The organism is Helicobacter sp. MIT 03-1616 (genome assembly GCF_000765685.2).
GTDB classification, from domain to species: domain Bacteria; phylum Campylobacterota; class Campylobacteria; order Campylobacterales; family Helicobacteraceae; genus Helicobacter_C; species Helicobacter_C typhlonius.
Genome location: NZ_JROY02000003.1, coordinates 185074 through 202415, shown reverse-complemented (window position 1 = coordinate 202415; position 17342 = coordinate 185074). Strand labels below are relative to the sequence as shown.

The window sequence follows — 17342 nt, the reverse complement described above, 5'->3', positions numbered from 1 at the left end:
TTTTCTTATCAAAGTAGAGATTTAAAGCGGAAAAAGTTTTAGAGATTAAAAAATGATTCCCTTTCCCTATCAGTGCAGTCAGAGCAGATTTTGGAAATAGAATCTGCATAAAAAGAATGTGCGCAATAATCATTAGAGAATAATTCTCTGCGTAAAATGCTAGATTTTTGAGCAAAAAATATTTCAAATAAATCCTGCGTATTGCAATCTCCAAGTATAAAATCTTTATGAAGTGGCTCATCACTTCGTGTATTACAACAAGGCATTACCAAACCATTATAATCCACATAAAATCTCATTGCCGTATGAAAACAGCCAGAATCTATAATCCTTTTTTGCTTCAATAGCTCCACACTCCCTCCCCGTGATTTTCCTATTATTTGTGGATTCCAAGTGCGATATTCAATGTTGAGATTTGATAAACAAAAACGCACACGATATTCTTGCATAGTGTCATTTATGACTTCATAAGGTAACCCAAGTTTATGAGACATTTTTTTCATTGCTGGGATAATCACTTTTTGCTTATCAAAGCTTTGATTTTTGCCATAATAATATGACATCAATATATTATTTACTCCCGCATCTTGTAATGCTTCAAAATACTCTCTTTGCGCATAGTCACCATTTGTGAAAATCGTAAATTTCGCCTTTGGCAAAAGTTTTCGTGCTTGTGTTACGCGCTTAAGTATCAGCTCACGATTGGCTAATGGCTCGTTAAATCTATGAAAATTAAGGGATTTATCATAATCAATTTCAGCAAGATTCTCAATGATTTTAAGAAATGTTTGTTCGGGCAGTTGAATGCTTGCGCTTTTCCTATCAATGTGCGAATTTGGACAAAACCAGCAAGTGCGATTACAAAAACTTGCAATTTCAATTTCTACAATCTGTAAGTAATGTTTGAGAATCTGCTTTTGCAAAGCCTTGTCTGTGATTGGTGTGCTAAGATTGATGATAGAATTGATGTGATTTTGGAATTTTTGCGTATAGAATCCATCAACATTGGTAAGTTTGCGCGTTGTTGTTTTGAGAAACATTGGACTATGCTTGTAAGCAAACTTTATCGCTCTTTTGGCAATGTTTATAGGCATTGGATTTCCTTAAGAAAAAGATAGCTTTTGGAAATAAGCTTTTCAAAAATTGCCAATTTACAAAAAAACAAATTACAAATGTTGCAGAATGGATTTTAAAAGTTTTAAGAAAGCTAAAGTAAGGTTTTACACAGCGGATTCCAGAATCTGCTGTGTAAAATTTGTTTTTAGAATCTTAATTTTAGAGTTATTTCAGTGGCAAGGTATATCCTTGCCACGATAAAATTAATCGCAAAGCATTGCTTTAAAAGTGTCTTAAGAATAACTATATACTAAAATCATAATAGCTTATACTTATCATAATGCTTGAAGTATCAAAACGCTCGTTAATAAGCTTTTTGCTGCGATAATTAAAGCCCTGCGTATAGCCTACACTTAGCCCATAGCCTTTTGCTATGTCAAAAAATAGCTCTGCTCGAGCTACGCCACCATAGATATTATACTGCTCCTTGGGCTCGGGGGTAGCGAGATTACTCATCTCAAAGCCACCGCCAATCAGTCCTATCATACGCCCATTAAAAAATCTATACCCCACTTGTGCCCCCAAAGAAAACGCATAAAGTCCATTTTTCTTTTCCTGCCCGGCTCGTCCGTCAATCCACGCATTCAGCAAAAGCGTTTTTGAATCTAAAAACATAAAACCACGCTTTAGCCCAAAAATAACCGCATTGCGTGTATCCTTATAGTCTTTAAAATTCTGCATTTCCCCGCTTTGGTGTGTAATCGTGGTTTGTACCCCACCAATACTCACTGCCCCAAAGGTGCTATTATCACTCAAAATTGGCGCGGTGGAGAAGTCAAGTCCTTGTGCATAAAGGCAAAAACCCATCATAAGTGGCGTAAGTCTCTTAAATACTCGCACTTTATCCCCAAATACTGCTTGTATAGGGTTGGCTTCTATCAATATCATCGTATCGTTGCTTTTTGCCTCCACCTTTACCGCCCTTATTGTCCTTGTTATTGTGTGTTTTTTGCCTTTGTCCTTTTGCATTTTGCGCTCTTTTATTATTGGGTTTTGATTTTTTATGTGAATGTGATTCATTTTGCAGCTGCAACCCTGCAACCTGCTCTTTACTAAATCCTATTTTTGCATTGGTATTTTTCTCCAAATGCAGAGAAATAAGCTTCAAACAAAGCTGTGTCGTGTCTATTTTATCCTTGAGCTTTTCATAAATCATCAATGATTTATCGCTAATTTTTATCTGTGAAAGCTCTTGTGAAAACGCATCATCACTATATTCTTGCTCAATTTCACACAATGTCAGCTCTGCTTTTGTGATTTGTTTGATCTTACTCAAATCCTTGTATTCAAGCGGTGTAGCAAGGGTGATAGCCACGCCTTTCTTTCCTGCGCGCCCGGTTCGCCCGATACGATGCACATAGCTTTCGGGATTTAAGGGAATATGGTAGTTAAACACGTGGCTTACATCGCTAATATCCAACCCACGCGAAGCTACATCGGTAGCGACAAGAATTTCAATGCGCTTTTCTTTAAAAGCTTTCATACTCTCGCGTCTCTCCCACTGCTCCATATCTCCGTGTAATGTAGCGACTTTGAACCCACGACTTGTAAGTCTTTGCGAGAGCGCATCTGCCTCCTTTTTCATACGCGTGAAAATAATACTCTTTGTAGGATTTTGTGTGTCCATTAAGCGCACAATCGCATCATCGCGCTCATACTCATTAATAATATAGTATTGTTGCTCAATATCCTTATTTGTAATATCTGTTGGTGTAATTTTCACAAAAGCCGGTTCATCTAAAATCCGCATAGCGAGTGCCTTAATCGGCTCTGGCATAGTTGCTGAAAAAAGCAAAGTCTGGCGCGTATTTGGTAAGAATGTCAAAATCTCCTCAATATCCTCCAAGAAACCCATATCAAGCATTTCATCACTTTCATCAAGCACGACAATCTTAGGCATAAAGTTGGGGATTCTGCCATTTTTGAGATGGTCTAGCAGTCTTCCGGGTGTAGCTATCATCACTTTGGGTTTTTTTTCGAGTAACTCACATTGTCGCTTGATACTTTGTCCGCCATACATACAAATGGTTTTAATCCGCCCAAATCGCCCAAGCTTTAGAATCTCCTCACTAATTTGCATAGCAAGCTCCCTCGTGGGCGTGATAATAAGTGCTTCAACATCTTTACTATGACTTAGCGCATTCAAAATAGGAATAGCAAACGCCGCCGTCTTACCCGTGCCTGTTTGTGCCTGTGCTACTAAATCCTTACCCCGCAAAACAATTGGTATGCTTTGCTCTTGCACCGGACTAGGCGTAGTGAATCCTGCCTCTTTGATGCCCTTTAACACAAAGTCTTTTAGCTTGAAAGATTCAAAACTCTTTTCGTCTTTTTGCTCCGTCTCTTGCACGTTTAAATCTTGCAAATTTTTAGAATCTTGTGCGTTATTTTTATTCATCTTATCCATAACAATGCTATCCTTTTCCCGTATTTCACATATTGCGATAAAAATAAAAGGTTCAAATTATATAACAAAATTATGCTTTTTTGTGTATTTTGTGAAAATATTATCGTGGCTTAGATATAATGCCTCTCTACTCAAGCAAAGGATAGCAGTGATTTTTGATGACGCGCTCATATCATTTTATGAATCTATGCCTTTTGGGGCGAGCTTTATCGCTGGTATTCTTACATTTTTAAGCCCTTGCATTCTGCCCCTCCTCCCCCCATACATCTCATATATCTCTGGCGTGGAAATCAAGTATTTAGAGGATAGAGGCAAATTTCATAAATGGCGCATTATTTACACTGCATTGCTTTTTATCGCTGGATTCTCACTTGTTTTTATTGCACTCGCACTTTTTACCTCAAGCACACTTAGCACGTTTTTCTCTCACCCATTTGTGCGCTATATTGCTGGAGGTATTATTATTCTTTTTGGAATCCACTTTTTATTCCCCTTTCGATTTGCTCTCTTATATAAAAGTGCAAATATTCAGCTCAATCATACGCGTTTTGGCTTTTTTGCGCCATTTGTGCTTGGCATAGGCTTTAGTATCGGCTGGAGTCCTTGCGTAGGTCCTATTCTTACCTCAATTCTTACTCTCTCACTTTTGAATCCAACTCACGCACTTTGGCTTATGCTGTGTTATTGTTCTGGATTAGGATTAGCCTTTTTACTCGTGGCAATCTTCGTGCAAAGCGCACTTAGGATTCTTAAAAAACTCACTCCATTTTTACGCATCGTGGAGGTGATTTCAGGCTTGTTGCTCGTTTTCATCGGGCTACTCATCATAATGCAAAAAACCAACTTTTTAATACCATAGAGTTTCTAAGGAGGAAACAATGCTTTTCAAAAATGCAACACTTTGTGATTATCAAGGCGTAAGAGAGGGTGATTTACGCACAGAAAACGGAATCATCACAGCGATTGGTTCGCTTACTCCACTTCCTAATGAAAAAATACTTGATGCAGAAGGTAAGCTTCTCTTTCCTGCAATGATTGACCTTAATGTTGCGCCAAAAAGCCTTTCTCTCTCACGCAAGAATCTCCTCTCGCTTGCAAAAAAAGCTCTTAAAGGAGGGGTGGGAAGCATTTTGCTCTACCCACACACAACTCCATCTTGTAGTGAAAATGGCTCTATTGAGCTTATTAAAAGCCTTAATACACAATCTCCTATTCACCTACTCCCCTCAATTAATCCACTCAATAATGAGGGGAGATTAAGCGATATTAGCACTTTGCATAATAGCGGTGGATGTGCAATCTTTGCACGAAGTGATACAGATGCTCATATTTTGATGAAAACTGCACAATACGCTCAAATGCTTGATATTCCACTGATATGCTTTTGTCAAGATTCGTCTGTGGCTGATGGCGTAATGAATGAAGGAATTTTGAGTGCTTCGCTTGGACTTCCTTCTATACCTGCATACAGCCAAACTAAAGAGGTTGCTAAAATTGCTGAAATGTTTAGAAATATGCCAATAAAAATTATTTTTGATACACTTGTATATCCGCGTAGCTTTGACATACTGCGAACTTTTAAAGAGAATCTATCGCCCATACAGGCTGATTTTTTCACACAAACTTCAATACACCATTTAATCCTTAATGAAATTTTATGCGAAAACTACAATACTGCAGCCAAGCTCAACCCACCACTTGTAGATAAAAATGCTCAAGACAAACTTATTGAAATGCTACAAAATGGACATATTAATACGCTCACAAGTCTTCAATGTGCGGATTTTAACTCTAAAAAAGACCAAGTTTTTGAATTAGCAAGTTTTGGCGTAGATGCGCTTGAGATATATTTTTCTTTGCTCTATACATATTTGCACAAGGCTTATAATATTCCGCTTCCGCTTATTTCACAACTTACAAGTTACACGCCTGCGCAGATTCTAAACCTAAATAAAGGTGCTTTACAAGAGGGCAAAATTGCTCAATTATTTGTATTTAATCCCCATACGCACTACAAAGTAAATGATATGTTTTCACCTTATCATCAACATAATCTTTATGGTAAAATTGAAGCATTTTTAAGCAACGAAACACTCTACTCACCTCATACAAAGGAGCTATAATGCAAGAACTCAAACATTATTTCATAGACTTTATTCCTCAAATACAACAGCTTAGCATTGGATTTTTAAAAGCTGCGCTTATCCTCATTATTGGTTATTATCTCTCGCGTTTTGTAGCAAACAAAATCCGTAAAGCTATTGCAAAACAAGATGAAATACTTGCGCGATTCATTGGGCAAGTGATTTTTGTCCTTTTGCTTGTTGTGATGATTATCGCAGCACTTGGCACTATCGGTGTGCAAACAAACTCTATCATCGCTGTGCTAGGCACTGCAGGGGTAGCGATTGCGCTGGGACTTAAAGATTCTCTCTCATCAGTTGCAAGCGGCATTGTGCTTATTATTCTGCGCCCATTTAAAAAAGGAGATTTAATTGAAGTGAGTGGCTTGATTGGTAATGTTGAAGCTATCAATCTTTTTACAACCAATCTCCGCTTAAGTGATGGAAAATTTGCCATTATTCCTAATAGCAATATGGCAACTGCAAATATTATTAATACTACCTATAACGACCAACGCCGCATTGAGCTTATCATTGGCGTAGGGTATGAAAGCGATATAGAATCTGTAAAAAATATCATTATTGAAGTGCTCCAATCCACCCCTGAAGTTGATTTGCAGCAGCAATATTTCATTGGCTTAACTGAGCTTGGCGCAAGCTCTTTAAATTTTACACTTCGTTTCTGGGTGAAACTTGAATATGGCGTGCTAAATACACAAAGCAAAGTTTTAGAATCTATCAAAACAAACCTTGATAAAAATGGCATTGAGATTCCTTACAATAAACTTGATATAAATATTGCACAAGCTCCTAAGGCTAACTAATGTTGCATATTTGGGGGGCAAGAGAAGCATTTATATGTGATAAACATTTTTCTATTATGCATAATGGCGCGATTGCTTTTGAAGAAAATGTGGATAAAATATTAGCTGTAGGCGAATACGATACATTATGCTCACAATTTCCTAATGCAAAAACACATTTTTTTTCTCAAGGCATTCTTCTTCCTGCACTCATTAATGCTCATATACATTTTGAATTTGGTGCGCATTTAGCACAATTTTGTTATGGAGATTTTGGCACTTGGCTTGACAGCTTAATGGATTCGCGCGATGAAGTCTTAAATATTGAAGATGCGTATTTTGAATCTATGCTTACACAAGGCATAAATGAGCAAATAAATGCAGGTGTAGGAAGTGTAGGGGCGATAAGCAGCTATGGCAATGATATGAACGCACTTGCTTCAAGTCCCTTACGTGTAGTGTATTTTAATGAAGCCATAGGAAGTAATCCAAGTGCTATTGATTTTCTCTATGCTCACATATTAGAGCGTCTTGAACGTGCAAAATCTCTCCATAGCCCTACTTTCATACCAGCAATAGCCTTGCATTCACCCTATTCACTTCACCCGATAATGGCACAAAAACTCATAGACATAGCCACCAAAGATAAACTGCCCCTTTCAGCACATTTTTTAGAATCCGCACACGAGCGAGAATGGCTTACCCAAAATAGCGGATATTTTAAAACATTTTTTCAAAGATTCTTTAAAATTGAGAATCCTCAAAGCTTTTACTCACCCCAAAGTTTTTTAGATATGCTCTCCCCCCTTAGAGACACTCCACTCTCACTTACACACTGCCTCTATATAAAGGAAGAAGAGGCAAAAATGATAGAATCTCTGCAAGCTTCTATCATTACCTGCCCTCGTAGTAATCGCCTTTTAAACAATGCTTTCTTCACACGCTCCCTTCTACGAAATAAAAAAATCCCTCTTGCACTTGGCACAGATGGCAAAAGCTCGAATAATAATGTCAATCTCCTTGATGAATTACGCACAAGTCTTTATGCATATCCGCAAGAGGATATACTTGCCCTTGCAAAATCATTGATTTTAAGTGCCACACTCTATGGAGCAAAGACTTTGGGGCTAAATAATGGCACATTAAGCGAGGGTAAAAATGTAGATTTTGCCATTTTTGAATTTAGCCAACCTTTATTTCAAACTCATCAATCTCACCCCAATCAATCGCCCCTACATTTTATTCTCCACGCTACAAAACCTACTCATCTTTTTATCAATGCAAAGGCAGTATTATGAAAGATTCTACAATTCAGAGCATACTTTTTGTGTGTTTGGGCAATATTTGCCGTTCACCCTTAGCTCAAGGTATAGCGCGACACATAGCACAGCAACATAACCTTAATATAGAAATAGATTCTGCAGGGACAAGCGGGTGGCATATTGATGAGCAACCCTGTGCTGGCTCACGTTATATAGCTAAAGAACACGGATTTAGCATTGATGATTTACGCGGGAGACGCGTAAGTGCGTATGCTGATGAAAAATTTGATTTGATTATCGCCCTTGATAAGAGCAATTATGCTGATTTGCTTGCACTTGGTTTTGATAAGGCAAAAGTCAAAAAGCTTGGCGAATTTGGATTAAAAGGAGCGGATATTCCTGACCCTTATACTTATAAGGATATGGAGGGTTTTGAGCGTATATATCAAATGATATATCTTTGCGTGTATAATCTACTCTCTATACATTATCCTATGATAGAATCTCCTCATAATACTCCCTCTACAAAAGAATAGAAAGGATAAATTATGGCAATCTCACTCTATGGCATCAAAACTTGCGGAAGTGTCAAAAAAGCAATAACACTCCTTGAAAAACATTCAATTCCCTTTACTTTTATAGATTTAAAAACCCACACACCCACCAAAGAACAACTCGCCCTATGGATTAAGCAAAAAAGCATAAAAATCGTGCTTAATACCAAAGGCACAACTTATAAAAATCTCAAAAAAGATGGAAAAATTACTGACACAATCTTAGATTCTACACTTCAAATACAAGTTGATACGCTTTTTGCCACGCCAATGCTGCTTAAACGCCCCATTATTACAAGTGATGAAAATCTCATTATTGGCTATGATGAGAGCGCTATCTTAAATCTTATTCATATTTTTCAGCAGAGGAAGCTGTAAATGAAATTCTGCCAAATCATATTTGCTATTTTTTTTGCTTTGGGTTTGAATGCTTGTGCAGACAAAATTATCCCAAGTGCTCAAGTCAAAGATTTACAAAGCTTTCCTCAAGACGCACTTTTTTATCTTCCCACAAATAAAGAGATAAAATCTAAACACGATGATAAGACTCTTTTGTCCTTTAAAAAAGATTATTTGCAAAAATATTTTTCCCCTTGGCAGCAAAAGCCAAATCCAAAGAAAAATGAAGTGTTTTGGATTCTCCCCTCACTCCAAAATATCGCCACAGGCAAAGGCAAAATAAAAAACTATGGTGAAAATCTCCAAGAAATAAGCTCGCAAGAAGCAAAAGAACTTATAGATTCTATGAATCTTAACTCTTATCCAAACCAAAATCAAAATGCCATTATTACCACTACAACTTCAGTGCGTGCAGTGCCTACAAACAAACCCCTATTTAATAAGCCAAATGGCTATCCATTTGATAGATGGCAAAATTCCCTTATTTTCGCAGGCACACCTGTGCTTATCACACATATGAGCAAAGATAAATCTTGGGTGCATATTCAATCTAGTTTTGTTTATGGCTGGATAGAATCTCAACATCTTGCTACACTCACTCAAGAGCAGGTAAAAGAAATACAAGGCTACGCACACTATGTAAGCCCTACTATTGATAAGATTCCTTTATTTGATTCTCATAAACACTTTACCTCACAAGCGCGTATTGGACAAATTTTTCCTGTGTATGGCGCACAGCTTAAACAAAGCGTTGGCATTGCAATCTATGTGCGTTTGCCAAATGGCAAAGCTCAAAGAGAGCATATCTATATTGCAAATGACAAAATCCAATCTTTCCCACAGAAATTAGATTCTCAGGCTATCGCCTCAACAATTAATGCAATGATGGGACAAAAATATGGCTGGGGCGGATTCTTAGAAAGTCGTGATTGTTCAGCCTTTATTCGCGATATTTTCGCCCAATTTGGCTTACATCTCCCGCGAAATTCTAAGGCTCAAGTCTATTATGGTAAAAATCAAATTGATTTAAGCAAACTTAATCGCAAGGAGAAAGAAGCCTTTATTATAGCCAATGCTACACCTTTTCAAAGTATTCTTTGGCTACAAGGACATATTATGCTCTATATTGGAGAATATCAAGGCAAAGCCATTGTCGCACATAGTGCGTGGAGTGTAACTACGGGTAAGCACTATGAAAATATGCTTGGTGGAGTTGTCATTACTTCTTTGTATGCAGGAGATGAGCATAATGGATTTTTTGCAAAATCTCCCTTACTCATTGATAGAATCCAAGCTATGTCTGACCTTTCGCAGCTTGCAGCACAAATCAAAGGGCATAAATGAAAATTATCATAACTCTATGCTTGTGTATTATGAGTATGTTTGCTAAAGAAATCTCGCCTATTAAAGTGCTTGTGAGTGTGCTACCACAAAAAGAAATGATTGAACGCATTGGGGGCGAATATGTTAAAGTAGAGGTGCTTGTGCCTGCGGGCAAATCGCCCGAAATATATGAGCCAAGTATTGCACAAATGAGACATATTGAAGATTCTCATATTTTTTTTGGTGTTGGAATGCCTTTTGAATCTGCTTGGCTTAAGCGATTTAAAAATACTAATCCCTCGCTTATTTATTATAATCTAGCGGATCCATTTGTGGATTCTAAAAATACAGAATCTCAACACACAGCGCATAAACACACACATAATCCGCATATTTGGCTCTCTCTCAAAGCTTCGATTTTACATACTCAAATTATCGCACAAACTTTAAGCAAAATCAACAAGGAACAAACGACATTTTTTATGCAAAATGCTAAGCTTTTAGAATCTAAACTCCACTCCATACAAAAGCGCACTGCACATATTTTTAGCCTCGATACAGCACAAAAAAGCTTTATTATTTATCACCCAGCACTTAAGTATTGGAGCGAGGAATTTCACATAAAAGAATTAAGCCTTGAAAATGAGGGCAAAGAGCTTAAAGGTAGGGATTTAAGCGCACTCATACAAGAGGCAAAAAAACAAAAAATTGCGTCTATTTTTATTCAGCCCGAATTTGCAAAATCACGTGCAAAAAGTTTTGCAAATGAGCTTGATTTAAACATTATCGAGCTTGATGTGTTGCGTCAAGATTGGCTTTTATCCCTGCAAGAAATTGCTTGTCAGGTGGCATTTTCTCTTTCATCTACACAAAGTAAATCCTGCGTGCAGGCATATTTCAAGGACGAGCTATGAAACTTGTAGAAATCAAAGATGTGTCCTTTGCCTACACAAAGCATAATGTGTTAGAAAATGTCTCCTTTTGTGTAAAAGAAAATAATTTTTGGGCGGTTATTGGACCAAATGGTGGAGGAAAGACGACTTTCATCAAGCTTATACTTGGGCTTTTAAAGCCAAAAAGTGGCAGCATTACTTTTGCACAAGATATGAATGTGGCAAAGATTGGCTATGTGCCTCAAATTACAAATACAAACATAGACTTTCCTATATGCGTGGAAGATGTCATTCAAATGGGATTACTCAATCATATTTTTAACAGACCTAGCTCTAAGCAAATTGAGGAAATAGCATATTTGATGGAATTACTTAGTATCACTCATCTTGCCAAAAAACCTATCTATGCACTTTCTGGTGGTGAGCGTCAAAAAGTCTTTATCGCTCGCGCCCTTGTGAATAAGCCTAAACTCTTAATCCTTGATGAGCCAACCGCAAATGTCGATGTCAAAGCGCAAGATGAAATTTATAAGCTTTTATTAGAGCTAAACAATAAGCTAAGTATCATCGTTGTAAGCCACGATTTATCCATTACACTAGGCTATGCAAAAGAAGTGCTGTATATCAATAGATATACACTCATTCATCAGATTCCAAAGCTCGATTTTGACTTGAATGAGCATATTTGCGAGGTGGATATTCTTAATTTCTTTGCTAAAACGACTCAAGCACGAAACAAAGAAGGTGTAAATGGCTGATTTATTCTCGTATAATTTCGTGTGGTTGGCACTTCTTGTGTCCTTTTTAGTAAGTATTTGCAGTGGAATAATCGGCTCAATGATTGTGGCAAACAAAAATGTCTTTGTCGCTGGAGGTGTGGCACATAGCGCATTTGGTGGTGTGGGATTAGCACTTTTTTGTGGATTTAGCACAATGCTTGGAGCAATGCTTTTTGGCGTGATTATGGCATTATTTTTATCTTATGCATTTTTATACCAAAGACAACGACTTGATGCGTATGTAGGCGCAAGTTGGGCTTTTGGTATGGCAATAGGTGTGATTCTTATTGATTTAACGCCCGGGTATAGTAATGATATTTCAAGCTATCTCTTTGGCTCGATACTCGCTGTGGGCTTTGATGAAATCATAGCTATGGCGATTTTTGATATTTTTATCATCATATTTGTTTCACTCTATTACTACAAGATTTTAAACTTATTTTATGATAGTGAATTTTGTGCGCTTAAGGGTATGAATATCAATCTTTGGACAACTCTTATTTTTGTATGTATTGCTATTGGGGTTGTGATTTCAATGAATGTTGCAGGACTAATTTTGGTGCTTGCTATCCTTTCAATCCCTGCCTACATCGCAAATCTTTTCACTCACTCACTACGGGCGATGATGTGGCTCTCGTGGCTTATTTCACTAATCTTTATGTGGTTAGGGTTTTTTGTAGCTTATTGGTATAATATCAGCGTAGGAGCGTGTATAGTTGTATTACTCTCGCTCGCAATGTTTTTTGCTATCATTATTCACAAATTCACAAGGAGGATTTTATGAAAACAGAAGAAGAATCACAAAAAATTGCAAAAAGAGCTGTAAAAATCGCTTTGTTCTGTGTATTTATTACTTTGCTTTTAAGCCTTATTAATATCTATATACTGATTAACCAAATCAGTGCCACAGCAGCAATGAGCAAGGAAATCAAAGTGCTACAAGAAAAAGTAGGCATACAAAGACAAATACCTTAAATATTGTTTGTGTATAAGGAGCAAAATGCGCATTCTAGTTCTTATGCGAGGAATCCCCGCAAGTGGAAAAAGCACTTGGATTGCAAATATGGGTTTAAGTGAATATACCCTAAGTGCTGATTCTCTGCGCCTTATGGCAAGTTCGCCTGTCCTTTTACCCAAAAGCAAAAATGCCATTGATTTAGAATCCACAGAGTTTGCAAAATCGCAGACGCTTGATTCTCTTGCATTGATAGGGATTAACCAACAAAATGATAAGCAAGTGTGGAAATTGCTTTTTACTCTCCTTGAAATGCGTCTTAAACAAGGGGATTTTACAATTATTGATGCAACTCATACGAGTATAAAAGCCTTGCGCGCTTATGAAACCCTCGCAAATGCTTACCGCTATCGCCTAATAGTCGTAGATTTTAGCCATATTCCCCTAGAAGTGGCTTTGCAGCGCAATGCTTACAGAGGTTATAAATCTGTGCCCGTAGATATTTTGGAATCTATGTATAAAACTCTGCAAGATTCTCTAACCCTGCCCTCTCGTTATCTTGTTCTTAAAGCTGATGAAATTGCGCCGCTACAAGATAAAACTTGCCAAAGTATGCTGCATTTTAATCCTATTAATCTCAATACCTATACTCAAATCCACCATATAGGCGATATTCACGGCTGCTTTGAGACATTTTTAAACTATCTTATCTATACTCATTCTTCGCCATACTCACTTCAAGATGCGCTGCATATCTTGGAGCAGTCGCAATTTGCTCCCCAAATATGCGCTCGATTTCTCAATCCAAAAGCATATTATATTTTCTTGGGCGATTATATTGATAGAGGTGTGCAAAATGCTCAAGTCGTGCGATTTTTACTAGGCATTATGGATTTACCAAATGTGTGCCTACTTGAGGGCAATCACGAGCGTTGGTTATATAAGTGGGGAAAAGAGGAGCTAGGTGCAAATGAGTTTAGCACATTTACGCTCAAAAATTTAGAACAAGGAGGTATAAGCTCAAAAGACACGCATAGGCTCTATTCTAAACTGCGTCAATGCGCTTATTATACCTTTGATGAAAAAATCATCTTATGCACGCACGGAGGACTTCCTACTTTGCCAAATAATCTCTTGCTTGTCGCTACAAAACAGCTTATTTATGGCAGCGGTGGATATGAGGATATGCAAGAATGCGCAAAAAGCTTCGCTCTTAGCACAGCTAGTAATACCTATCAAGTTTTTGGACATAGAAATAGAGAAAAGCACCCTATGCGCGTATATGAGCGAAATTTTGCACTTGAAGGTGGTGTGGAATTTGGCGGGGCATTACGCATAGCGGTATTGACAAAAACGCCTTTACCTTATCGCTATGCTACAAAAGCTCAAAACTCTAAGCTTATGGCACAAAGTCCGCTTATGGGCGTCATAAGGCATACAGATAATTTTACGCAAATCTATATGCAAAATAAACACGGCTCGCAAGAATTAAACGCATTGCACCAATCGCGCTCAATCTTTGCGCTTTTACAAAAACTTCGTGCAAGTGTGCTCATCAAAGAGCGAGAGTTTGGAGAGCTTTCAAGCTTTAACTTCACCAAAGAAGCATTTTTCTCTAAGCAATGGAATAGCCTTACTTGCAAGGCTAGAGGTTTATTTATTGATACATATAATTTTCGCATTTGCGCAAGAAGTTATGATAAATTTTTTAATTACAAAGAGCGAGAAGAAACTTGTGATGAAGCTTTAAAGGAAAAATTGACCTATCCACTGAATGTGTTTGTCAAAGAAAATGGCTTTTTAGGCATTGTAAGTGCTAAAAATGCAAATGATTCTCTAAAGTTAGAATCCAAACTTTTCATTACATCAAAATCCGACCCTACAAGCCCTTATGCACATATAATGCGTAACCTTATTGCAGAATCTCTGCGCAAAACTGCACAAGATTCTATACAAGAAGTTGAATCTGAACTTTATGAAGAGCTTAAAACGCGCAATCTTAGCCTTGTATTTGAAGTGATACACCCACAAGATGACCCACATATTATCGCCTATGAAAAGCCACAGGTTATTTTACTTGATGCGATTTATAACACACCTGATTATGCAAAAGTCCCTTTTACAGAACTTTGTGCGCTTGGAGAGAAATTTGGCTTTGTATGCAAAACGCATAAAGCCACACTTCATTGCTGGGAAGAAGTGAGTGAGTTTCTCTATTGTGAAAGTGCATTAGAATCTAATTCTTTATTTGCACAAGGTAAGCGGAAGAATGGCTTTATTGAAGGGTATGTGCTTGAAGATAGTGCGGGTTTTATGTTTAAGTATAAAGGTGCATATTATCGTGCGTGGAAAGCCTTGCGTGAAATCGTTGAACAATGCGCACGCACTCGTGCTTTGCCTAAAAGTAAGGGTAAAAAATGGCAAGGAGATAGCGCGTATTATGAGCTTGAGGGAGCATTTATACAATGGCTATGTCAATACATAGAACACAATGGTTTTGAAAGTTTGGAATCTAGTTCTCTTATTGACTTAAGAGAGGCTTTTTTACGCTCTTTGGCTGGATTTTAATCAATCCTATAAAAAAGGGGAGACAATGCGTTACATATTCATTATTCTATTTTGTTGTCATAGTCTATTCGCACAAATAGAAGAAGAAAAGACTTTTACAGATACAAATATCACGCAAGCTTATAGGCAAATGAAAAATAGTTTTTCAGAGGGCTATTATCTTCCACAAAGTATTAAGACTATGGAAAATATCACACAAACACTTGATGATGAGGAAAGTGAAATCTATGGTTATAAAACTCTCAAGGTGCAGTGGGAAAATACAAAAGAGGTGAAAATCAGCCTAGAAGCTTTTGAAAACGGGGAGAAAATTTGCACTTATGGAAGACAATTTTTATTCAAGTTATTATCAATATATAATCAATCATATAAACCCTTAAGATATGGGAAAATCATATAATGAAAAGAAAACTTAAAATACTCGGGATTATTTTTATAACACTACTCATACCTTTTGTCATAGCACTTGCAAATTTTACCATTATCTTTTTATTACAAGATAAATTTGGGATTACAAACGATTCGATACCTTTTATAATACATTTAATCGGACTTATTTTACAATGTGTTTTGTTGTGGATTATTTTTATCAAAACAAAAGAGAAATATTTAGCAGACGCTTATATAGCTGGTATATGCTTTATTTCTATATTCATAGGAATGTTCTTTTTCGCTATTTGGATAGAAGTTTATCCTCATCTTTCATCTTATAATTATAACAAAATGATAAATTCACCTGATTGCTGTCTTGATAAGACTGATATCTTATGAGTTAGGAGAGTGTGAATGAGAACATTAATGCTATTTTATCTTATACCTTTGTGCGTAATGCTTACCTCCTGCACAAAGCCTATATATACAAGCTTTGAGACAAGCAAAGCAAAAATGGAGATGCTATCAGGGTTTAGCTTTGGACAATGTAGCAAGATAAAACAAGAACCGTATAAAAATGCTGAACAAATTTTGAGTAATAAGGACTTGATAGATTATAAGAAACAATACTATGAAAATGGCAAAATACCTCGTGGTATGAGAATCTGCTGGGATTCACACAAAGCCAAATGGGAAAATGGGACAATGTGCTAACACATCTCTCTAGCTACCTTGCTGGCGTGTATGGGGGAGTATGTGTGAGATTCCAAATGAGATTCTTAGCCTTAGGCTAAGACATGACAATTGCCCTTGTCGTGTTGCGCCCCACTTTTTTGTGTGTGTCATGTTGAGGAAAAGCGAAACATCTCACATAGATTCTCTCTATTTTGTTTTGAAAAAATATTGTATAATTAAGAGAAATCTTTCTATGAATGCGTTAAAAGGAGTATCAATGCAGATAGAAAATACCAAAGGCTTTGAAAAGGTCAAAATAATGCTATTTTTTGCCTTTATTGTGTATGTTTTTGTTTATGGCTATCCTCTTTATTATACGCATTATCTCTTTTTGTATGATTCTGTTGTTTATGATACACACCTTACGCCTATTGTTGTGAATATTTCCTATCTTATCTATGCTGCTTTAATGATAGTGGCATTGAACTTTTTTGCAAAGAAGTTGCAAAATAATAGGATTTTGTTTCTTGGTTTTTTATATCTGCTTTTTAATTATGCTTTGATTTTTTTGTATTTTATAAGTAATTTTATTTTTAGTGCCATGTCTATGTTTAAAAATGCTGCATTTTTTGAGTATGGTCCTTTGGTTATGCTTGTTTGTATGGTTGTGGTGTATGCCTTTTTCATAAGAGAATGCACAAAAAACAGCAGGCATAAAATGTTTAAAATACTTTGCTTTGTTTCAGCGATTTTGCAAAGTTTAGCACTTCTACAAATGTTTTATTTTGGGCTAAAGAATAATATTATGGTGCTCAAGCAAAGCGCTTTAATCAGTATGGTCTTTGAAATTTTAGCTTTGGGTGCTTTTATCCTTGCGTGTTGGAAATTATCCCAAAACACAAAGCAATGAAAAAGATATAGATTTAAACATAAAAAATGATACTGCCGTTACACAAGAAAGTAGTAACTTGGGGCGAAATAGACAGAAAAGTAGAAAAGATTGATGGGAAAAGCCTTAAGGATTATACTTTAACAGAATATCTTAATTATAATTTTGGTGCTATGGTATTCTTGCCTATACCTTACGAATTAGGAGAGTGTGAATGAGAGTAT

19 protein-coding genes are annotated in these 17342 nt (G+C 36.8%); 16 read left to right on the top strand and 3 right to left on the bottom strand.

Annotation, left to right across the window (positions count from 1 at the left end):
- Window positions 1-38: 38 nt before the first annotated feature.
- From LS67_RS03430 to LS67_RS03420, 3 genes are all read right to left on the bottom strand, one after another.
- Window positions 39-1094, bottom strand: coding sequence for a radical SAM/SPASM domain-containing protein (locus LS67_RS03430; RefSeq protein WP_173644077.1), 1056 nt, complete (start codon window positions 1092-1094; stop codon window positions 39-41).
- A 265-nt stretch (window positions 1095-1359) separates the two neighbouring features.
- Window positions 1360-2028 carry a hypothetical protein gene (locus LS67_RS03425; protein ID WP_231944728.1) on the bottom strand — a complete coding sequence of 223 codons (669 nt, stop codon included), beginning with the start codon at window positions 2026-2028 and terminating at the stop codon, window positions 1360-1362.
- Window positions 1958-3514: a DEAD/DEAH box helicase gene (locus LS67_RS03420; RefSeq protein WP_081953897.1), complete on the bottom strand. Its 1557-nt coding sequence runs from the start codon at window positions 3512-3514 to the stop codon at window positions 1958-1960. The genes LS67_RS03425 and LS67_RS03420 overlap by 71 nt, the downstream gene beginning before the upstream one ends.
- 157 nt (window positions 3515-3671) lie before the next feature.
- Between LS67_RS03420 and LS67_RS03415 the strand changes: the two genes are divergently transcribed.
- The 16 genes from LS67_RS03415 (at window position 3672) to LS67_RS03335 (ending at window position 17336) form a co-directional block, all read left to right on the top strand.
- Window positions 3672-4382 (top strand): cytochrome c biogenesis CcdA family protein, encoded by a 711-nt coding sequence (locus LS67_RS03415; protein ID WP_231944729.1) that lies wholly within the window; start codon window positions 3672-3674, stop codon window positions 4380-4382.
- A gap of 19 nt (window positions 4383-4401) precedes the next feature.
- Window positions 4402-5646 carry a metal-dependent hydrolase gene (locus LS67_RS03410; RefSeq protein WP_034325699.1) on the top strand — a complete coding sequence of 415 codons (1245 nt, stop codon included), beginning with the start codon at window positions 4402-4404 and terminating at the stop codon, window positions 5644-5646.
- Window positions 5646-6470: a small-conductance mechanosensitive channel MscS gene (mscS, locus tag LS67_RS03405; RefSeq protein ID WP_034325697.1), complete on the top strand. Its 825-nt coding sequence runs from the start codon at window positions 5646-5648 to the stop codon at window positions 6468-6470. The genes LS67_RS03410 and mscS overlap by 1 nt, the downstream gene beginning before the upstream one ends.
- Window positions 6470-7747 (top strand): aminofutalosine deaminase family hydrolase, encoded by a 1278-nt coding sequence (mqnF, locus tag LS67_RS03400; RefSeq protein WP_034325696.1) that lies wholly within the window; start codon window positions 6470-6472, stop codon window positions 7745-7747. Before mscS ends, mqnF begins: the two co-directional genes overlap by 1 nt.
- Entirely contained in the window at window positions 7744-8247 is a 504-nt protein-coding gene (locus LS67_RS03395; RefSeq protein ID WP_034325693.1) for a low molecular weight protein-tyrosine-phosphatase, read from the top strand. The genes mqnF and LS67_RS03395 overlap by 4 nt, the downstream gene beginning before the upstream one ends.
- A 12-nt stretch (window positions 8248-8259) precedes the next feature.
- Window positions 8260-8643 (top strand): arsenate reductase family protein, encoded by a 384-nt coding sequence (locus tag LS67_RS03390; protein WP_034325691.1) that lies wholly within the window; start codon window positions 8260-8262, stop codon window positions 8641-8643.
- Complete coding sequence (locus LS67_RS03385; protein WP_034343716.1) at window positions 8644-10008, top strand: NlpC/P60 family N-terminal domain-containing protein; 1365 nt, start codon at window positions 8644-8646, stop codon at window positions 10006-10008. It abuts the gene before it with no gap.
- Window positions 10005-10901 carry a metal ABC transporter solute-binding protein, Zn/Mn family gene (locus LS67_RS03380; RefSeq protein ID WP_034325686.1) on the top strand — a complete coding sequence of 299 codons (897 nt, stop codon included), beginning with the start codon at window positions 10005-10007 and terminating at the stop codon, window positions 10899-10901. Before LS67_RS03385 ends, LS67_RS03380 begins: the two co-directional genes overlap by 4 nt.
- Window positions 10898-11638, top strand: coding sequence for a metal ABC transporter ATP-binding protein (locus LS67_RS03375; protein WP_052082206.1), 741 nt, complete (start codon window positions 10898-10900; stop codon window positions 11636-11638). The genes LS67_RS03380 and LS67_RS03375 overlap by 4 nt, the downstream gene beginning before the upstream one ends.
- Window positions 11631-12443: a metal ABC transporter permease gene (locus tag LS67_RS03370; RefSeq protein WP_034325685.1), complete on the top strand. Its 813-nt coding sequence runs from the start codon at window positions 11631-11633 to the stop codon at window positions 12441-12443. The genes LS67_RS03375 and LS67_RS03370 overlap by 8 nt, the downstream gene beginning before the upstream one ends.
- Window positions 12440-12634 (top strand): DUF5408 family protein, encoded by a 195-nt coding sequence (locus LS67_RS03365; RefSeq protein WP_034325682.1) that lies wholly within the window; start codon window positions 12440-12442, stop codon window positions 12632-12634. Before LS67_RS03370 ends, LS67_RS03365 begins: the two co-directional genes overlap by 4 nt.
- 25 nt (window positions 12635-12659) lie before the next feature.
- Window positions 12660-15182, top strand: coding sequence for an RNA ligase (locus tag LS67_RS03360; protein WP_034325680.1), 2523 nt, complete (start codon window positions 12660-12662; stop codon window positions 15180-15182).
- Window positions 15183-15207: 25 nt separating this feature from the next.
- A complete protein-coding gene (locus tag LS67_RS09780) occupies window positions 15208-15582 on the top strand; it encodes a hypothetical protein (protein WP_175576933.1) in 375 nt (124 codons plus the stop codon).
- A gap of 386 nt (window positions 15583-15968) precedes the next feature.
- A complete protein-coding gene (locus LS67_RS03345; protein WP_034325676.1) occupies window positions 15969-16268 on the top strand; it encodes a hypothetical protein in 300 nt (99 codons plus the stop codon).
- 238 nt (window positions 16269-16506) lie between these two features.
- Window positions 16507-17139, top strand: coding sequence for a hypothetical protein (locus LS67_RS03340; RefSeq protein ID WP_138109578.1), 633 nt, complete (start codon window positions 16507-16509; stop codon window positions 17137-17139).
- Between the two features lie 26 nt (window positions 17140-17165).
- On the top strand, window positions 17166-17336 hold the full coding sequence (locus LS67_RS03335) for a hypothetical protein (RefSeq protein ID WP_231944730.1): 171 nt from the start codon (window positions 17166-17168) through the stop codon (window positions 17334-17336).
- Window positions 17337-17342: the final 6 nt, after the last annotated feature.

What these genes read in the sequence shown, in the direction of transcription:
- LS67_RS03390 (WP_034325691.1), top strand. Translation starts at nt 8,260, where the DNA reads ATGGCAATCTCACTCTATGGCATCAAAACTTGCGGAAGTGTCAAAAAA.
- mscS (WP_034325697.1), top strand. Translation starts at nt 5,646, where the DNA reads ATGCAAGAACTCAAACATTATTTCATAGACTTTATTCCTCAAATACAA.
- LS67_RS03380 (WP_034325686.1), top strand. Translation starts at nt 10,005, where the DNA reads ATGAAAATTATCATAACTCTATGCTTGTGTATTATGAGTATGTTTGCT.
- LS67_RS03375 (WP_052082206.1), top strand. Translation starts at nt 10,898, where the DNA reads ATGAAACTTGTAGAAATCAAAGATGTGTCCTTTGCCTACACAAAGCAT.
- LS67_RS03365 (WP_034325682.1), top strand. Translation starts at nt 12,440, where the DNA reads ATGAAAACAGAAGAAGAATCACAAAAAATTGCAAAAAGAGCTGTAAAA.
- LS67_RS03335 (WP_231944730.1), top strand. Translation starts at nt 17,166, where the DNA reads ATGATACTGCCGTTACACAAGAAAGTAGTAACTTGGGGCGAAATAGAC.
- LS67_RS03370 (WP_034325685.1), top strand. Translation starts at nt 11,631, where the DNA reads ATGGCTGATTTATTCTCGTATAATTTCGTGTGGTTGGCACTTCTTGTG.
- LS67_RS03340 (WP_138109578.1), top strand. Translation starts at nt 16,507, where the DNA reads ATGCAGATAGAAAATACCAAAGGCTTTGAAAAGGTCAAAATAATGCTA.
- LS67_RS03345 (WP_034325676.1), top strand. Translation starts at nt 15,969, where the DNA reads ATGAGAACATTAATGCTATTTTATCTTATACCTTTGTGCGTAATGCTT.
- LS67_RS03395 (WP_034325693.1), top strand. Translation starts at nt 7,744, where the DNA reads ATGAAAGATTCTACAATTCAGAGCATACTTTTTGTGTGTTTGGGCAAT.
- LS67_RS03410 (WP_034325699.1), top strand. Translation starts at nt 4,402, where the DNA reads ATGCTTTTCAAAAATGCAACACTTTGTGATTATCAAGGCGTAAGAGAG.
- LS67_RS03420 (WP_081953897.1), bottom strand. Translation starts at nt 3,514, where the DNA reads ATGAATAAAAATAACGCACAAGATTCTAAAAATTTGCAAGATTTAAAC.
- LS67_RS03385 (WP_034343716.1), top strand. Translation starts at nt 8,644, where the DNA reads ATGAAATTCTGCCAAATCATATTTGCTATTTTTTTTGCTTTGGGTTTG.
- LS67_RS03360 (WP_034325680.1), top strand. Translation starts at nt 12,660, where the DNA reads ATGCGCATTCTAGTTCTTATGCGAGGAATCCCCGCAAGTGGAAAAAGC.
- mqnF (WP_034325696.1), top strand. Translation starts at nt 6,470, where the DNA reads ATGTTGCATATTTGGGGGGCAAGAGAAGCATTTATATGTGATAAACAT.
- LS67_RS09780 (WP_175576933.1), top strand. Translation starts at nt 15,208, where the DNA reads ATGCGTTACATATTCATTATTCTATTTTGTTGTCATAGTCTATTCGCA.
- LS67_RS03430 (WP_173644077.1), bottom strand. Translation starts at nt 1,094, where the DNA reads ATGCCTATAAACATTGCCAAAAGAGCGATAAAGTTTGCTTACAAGCAT.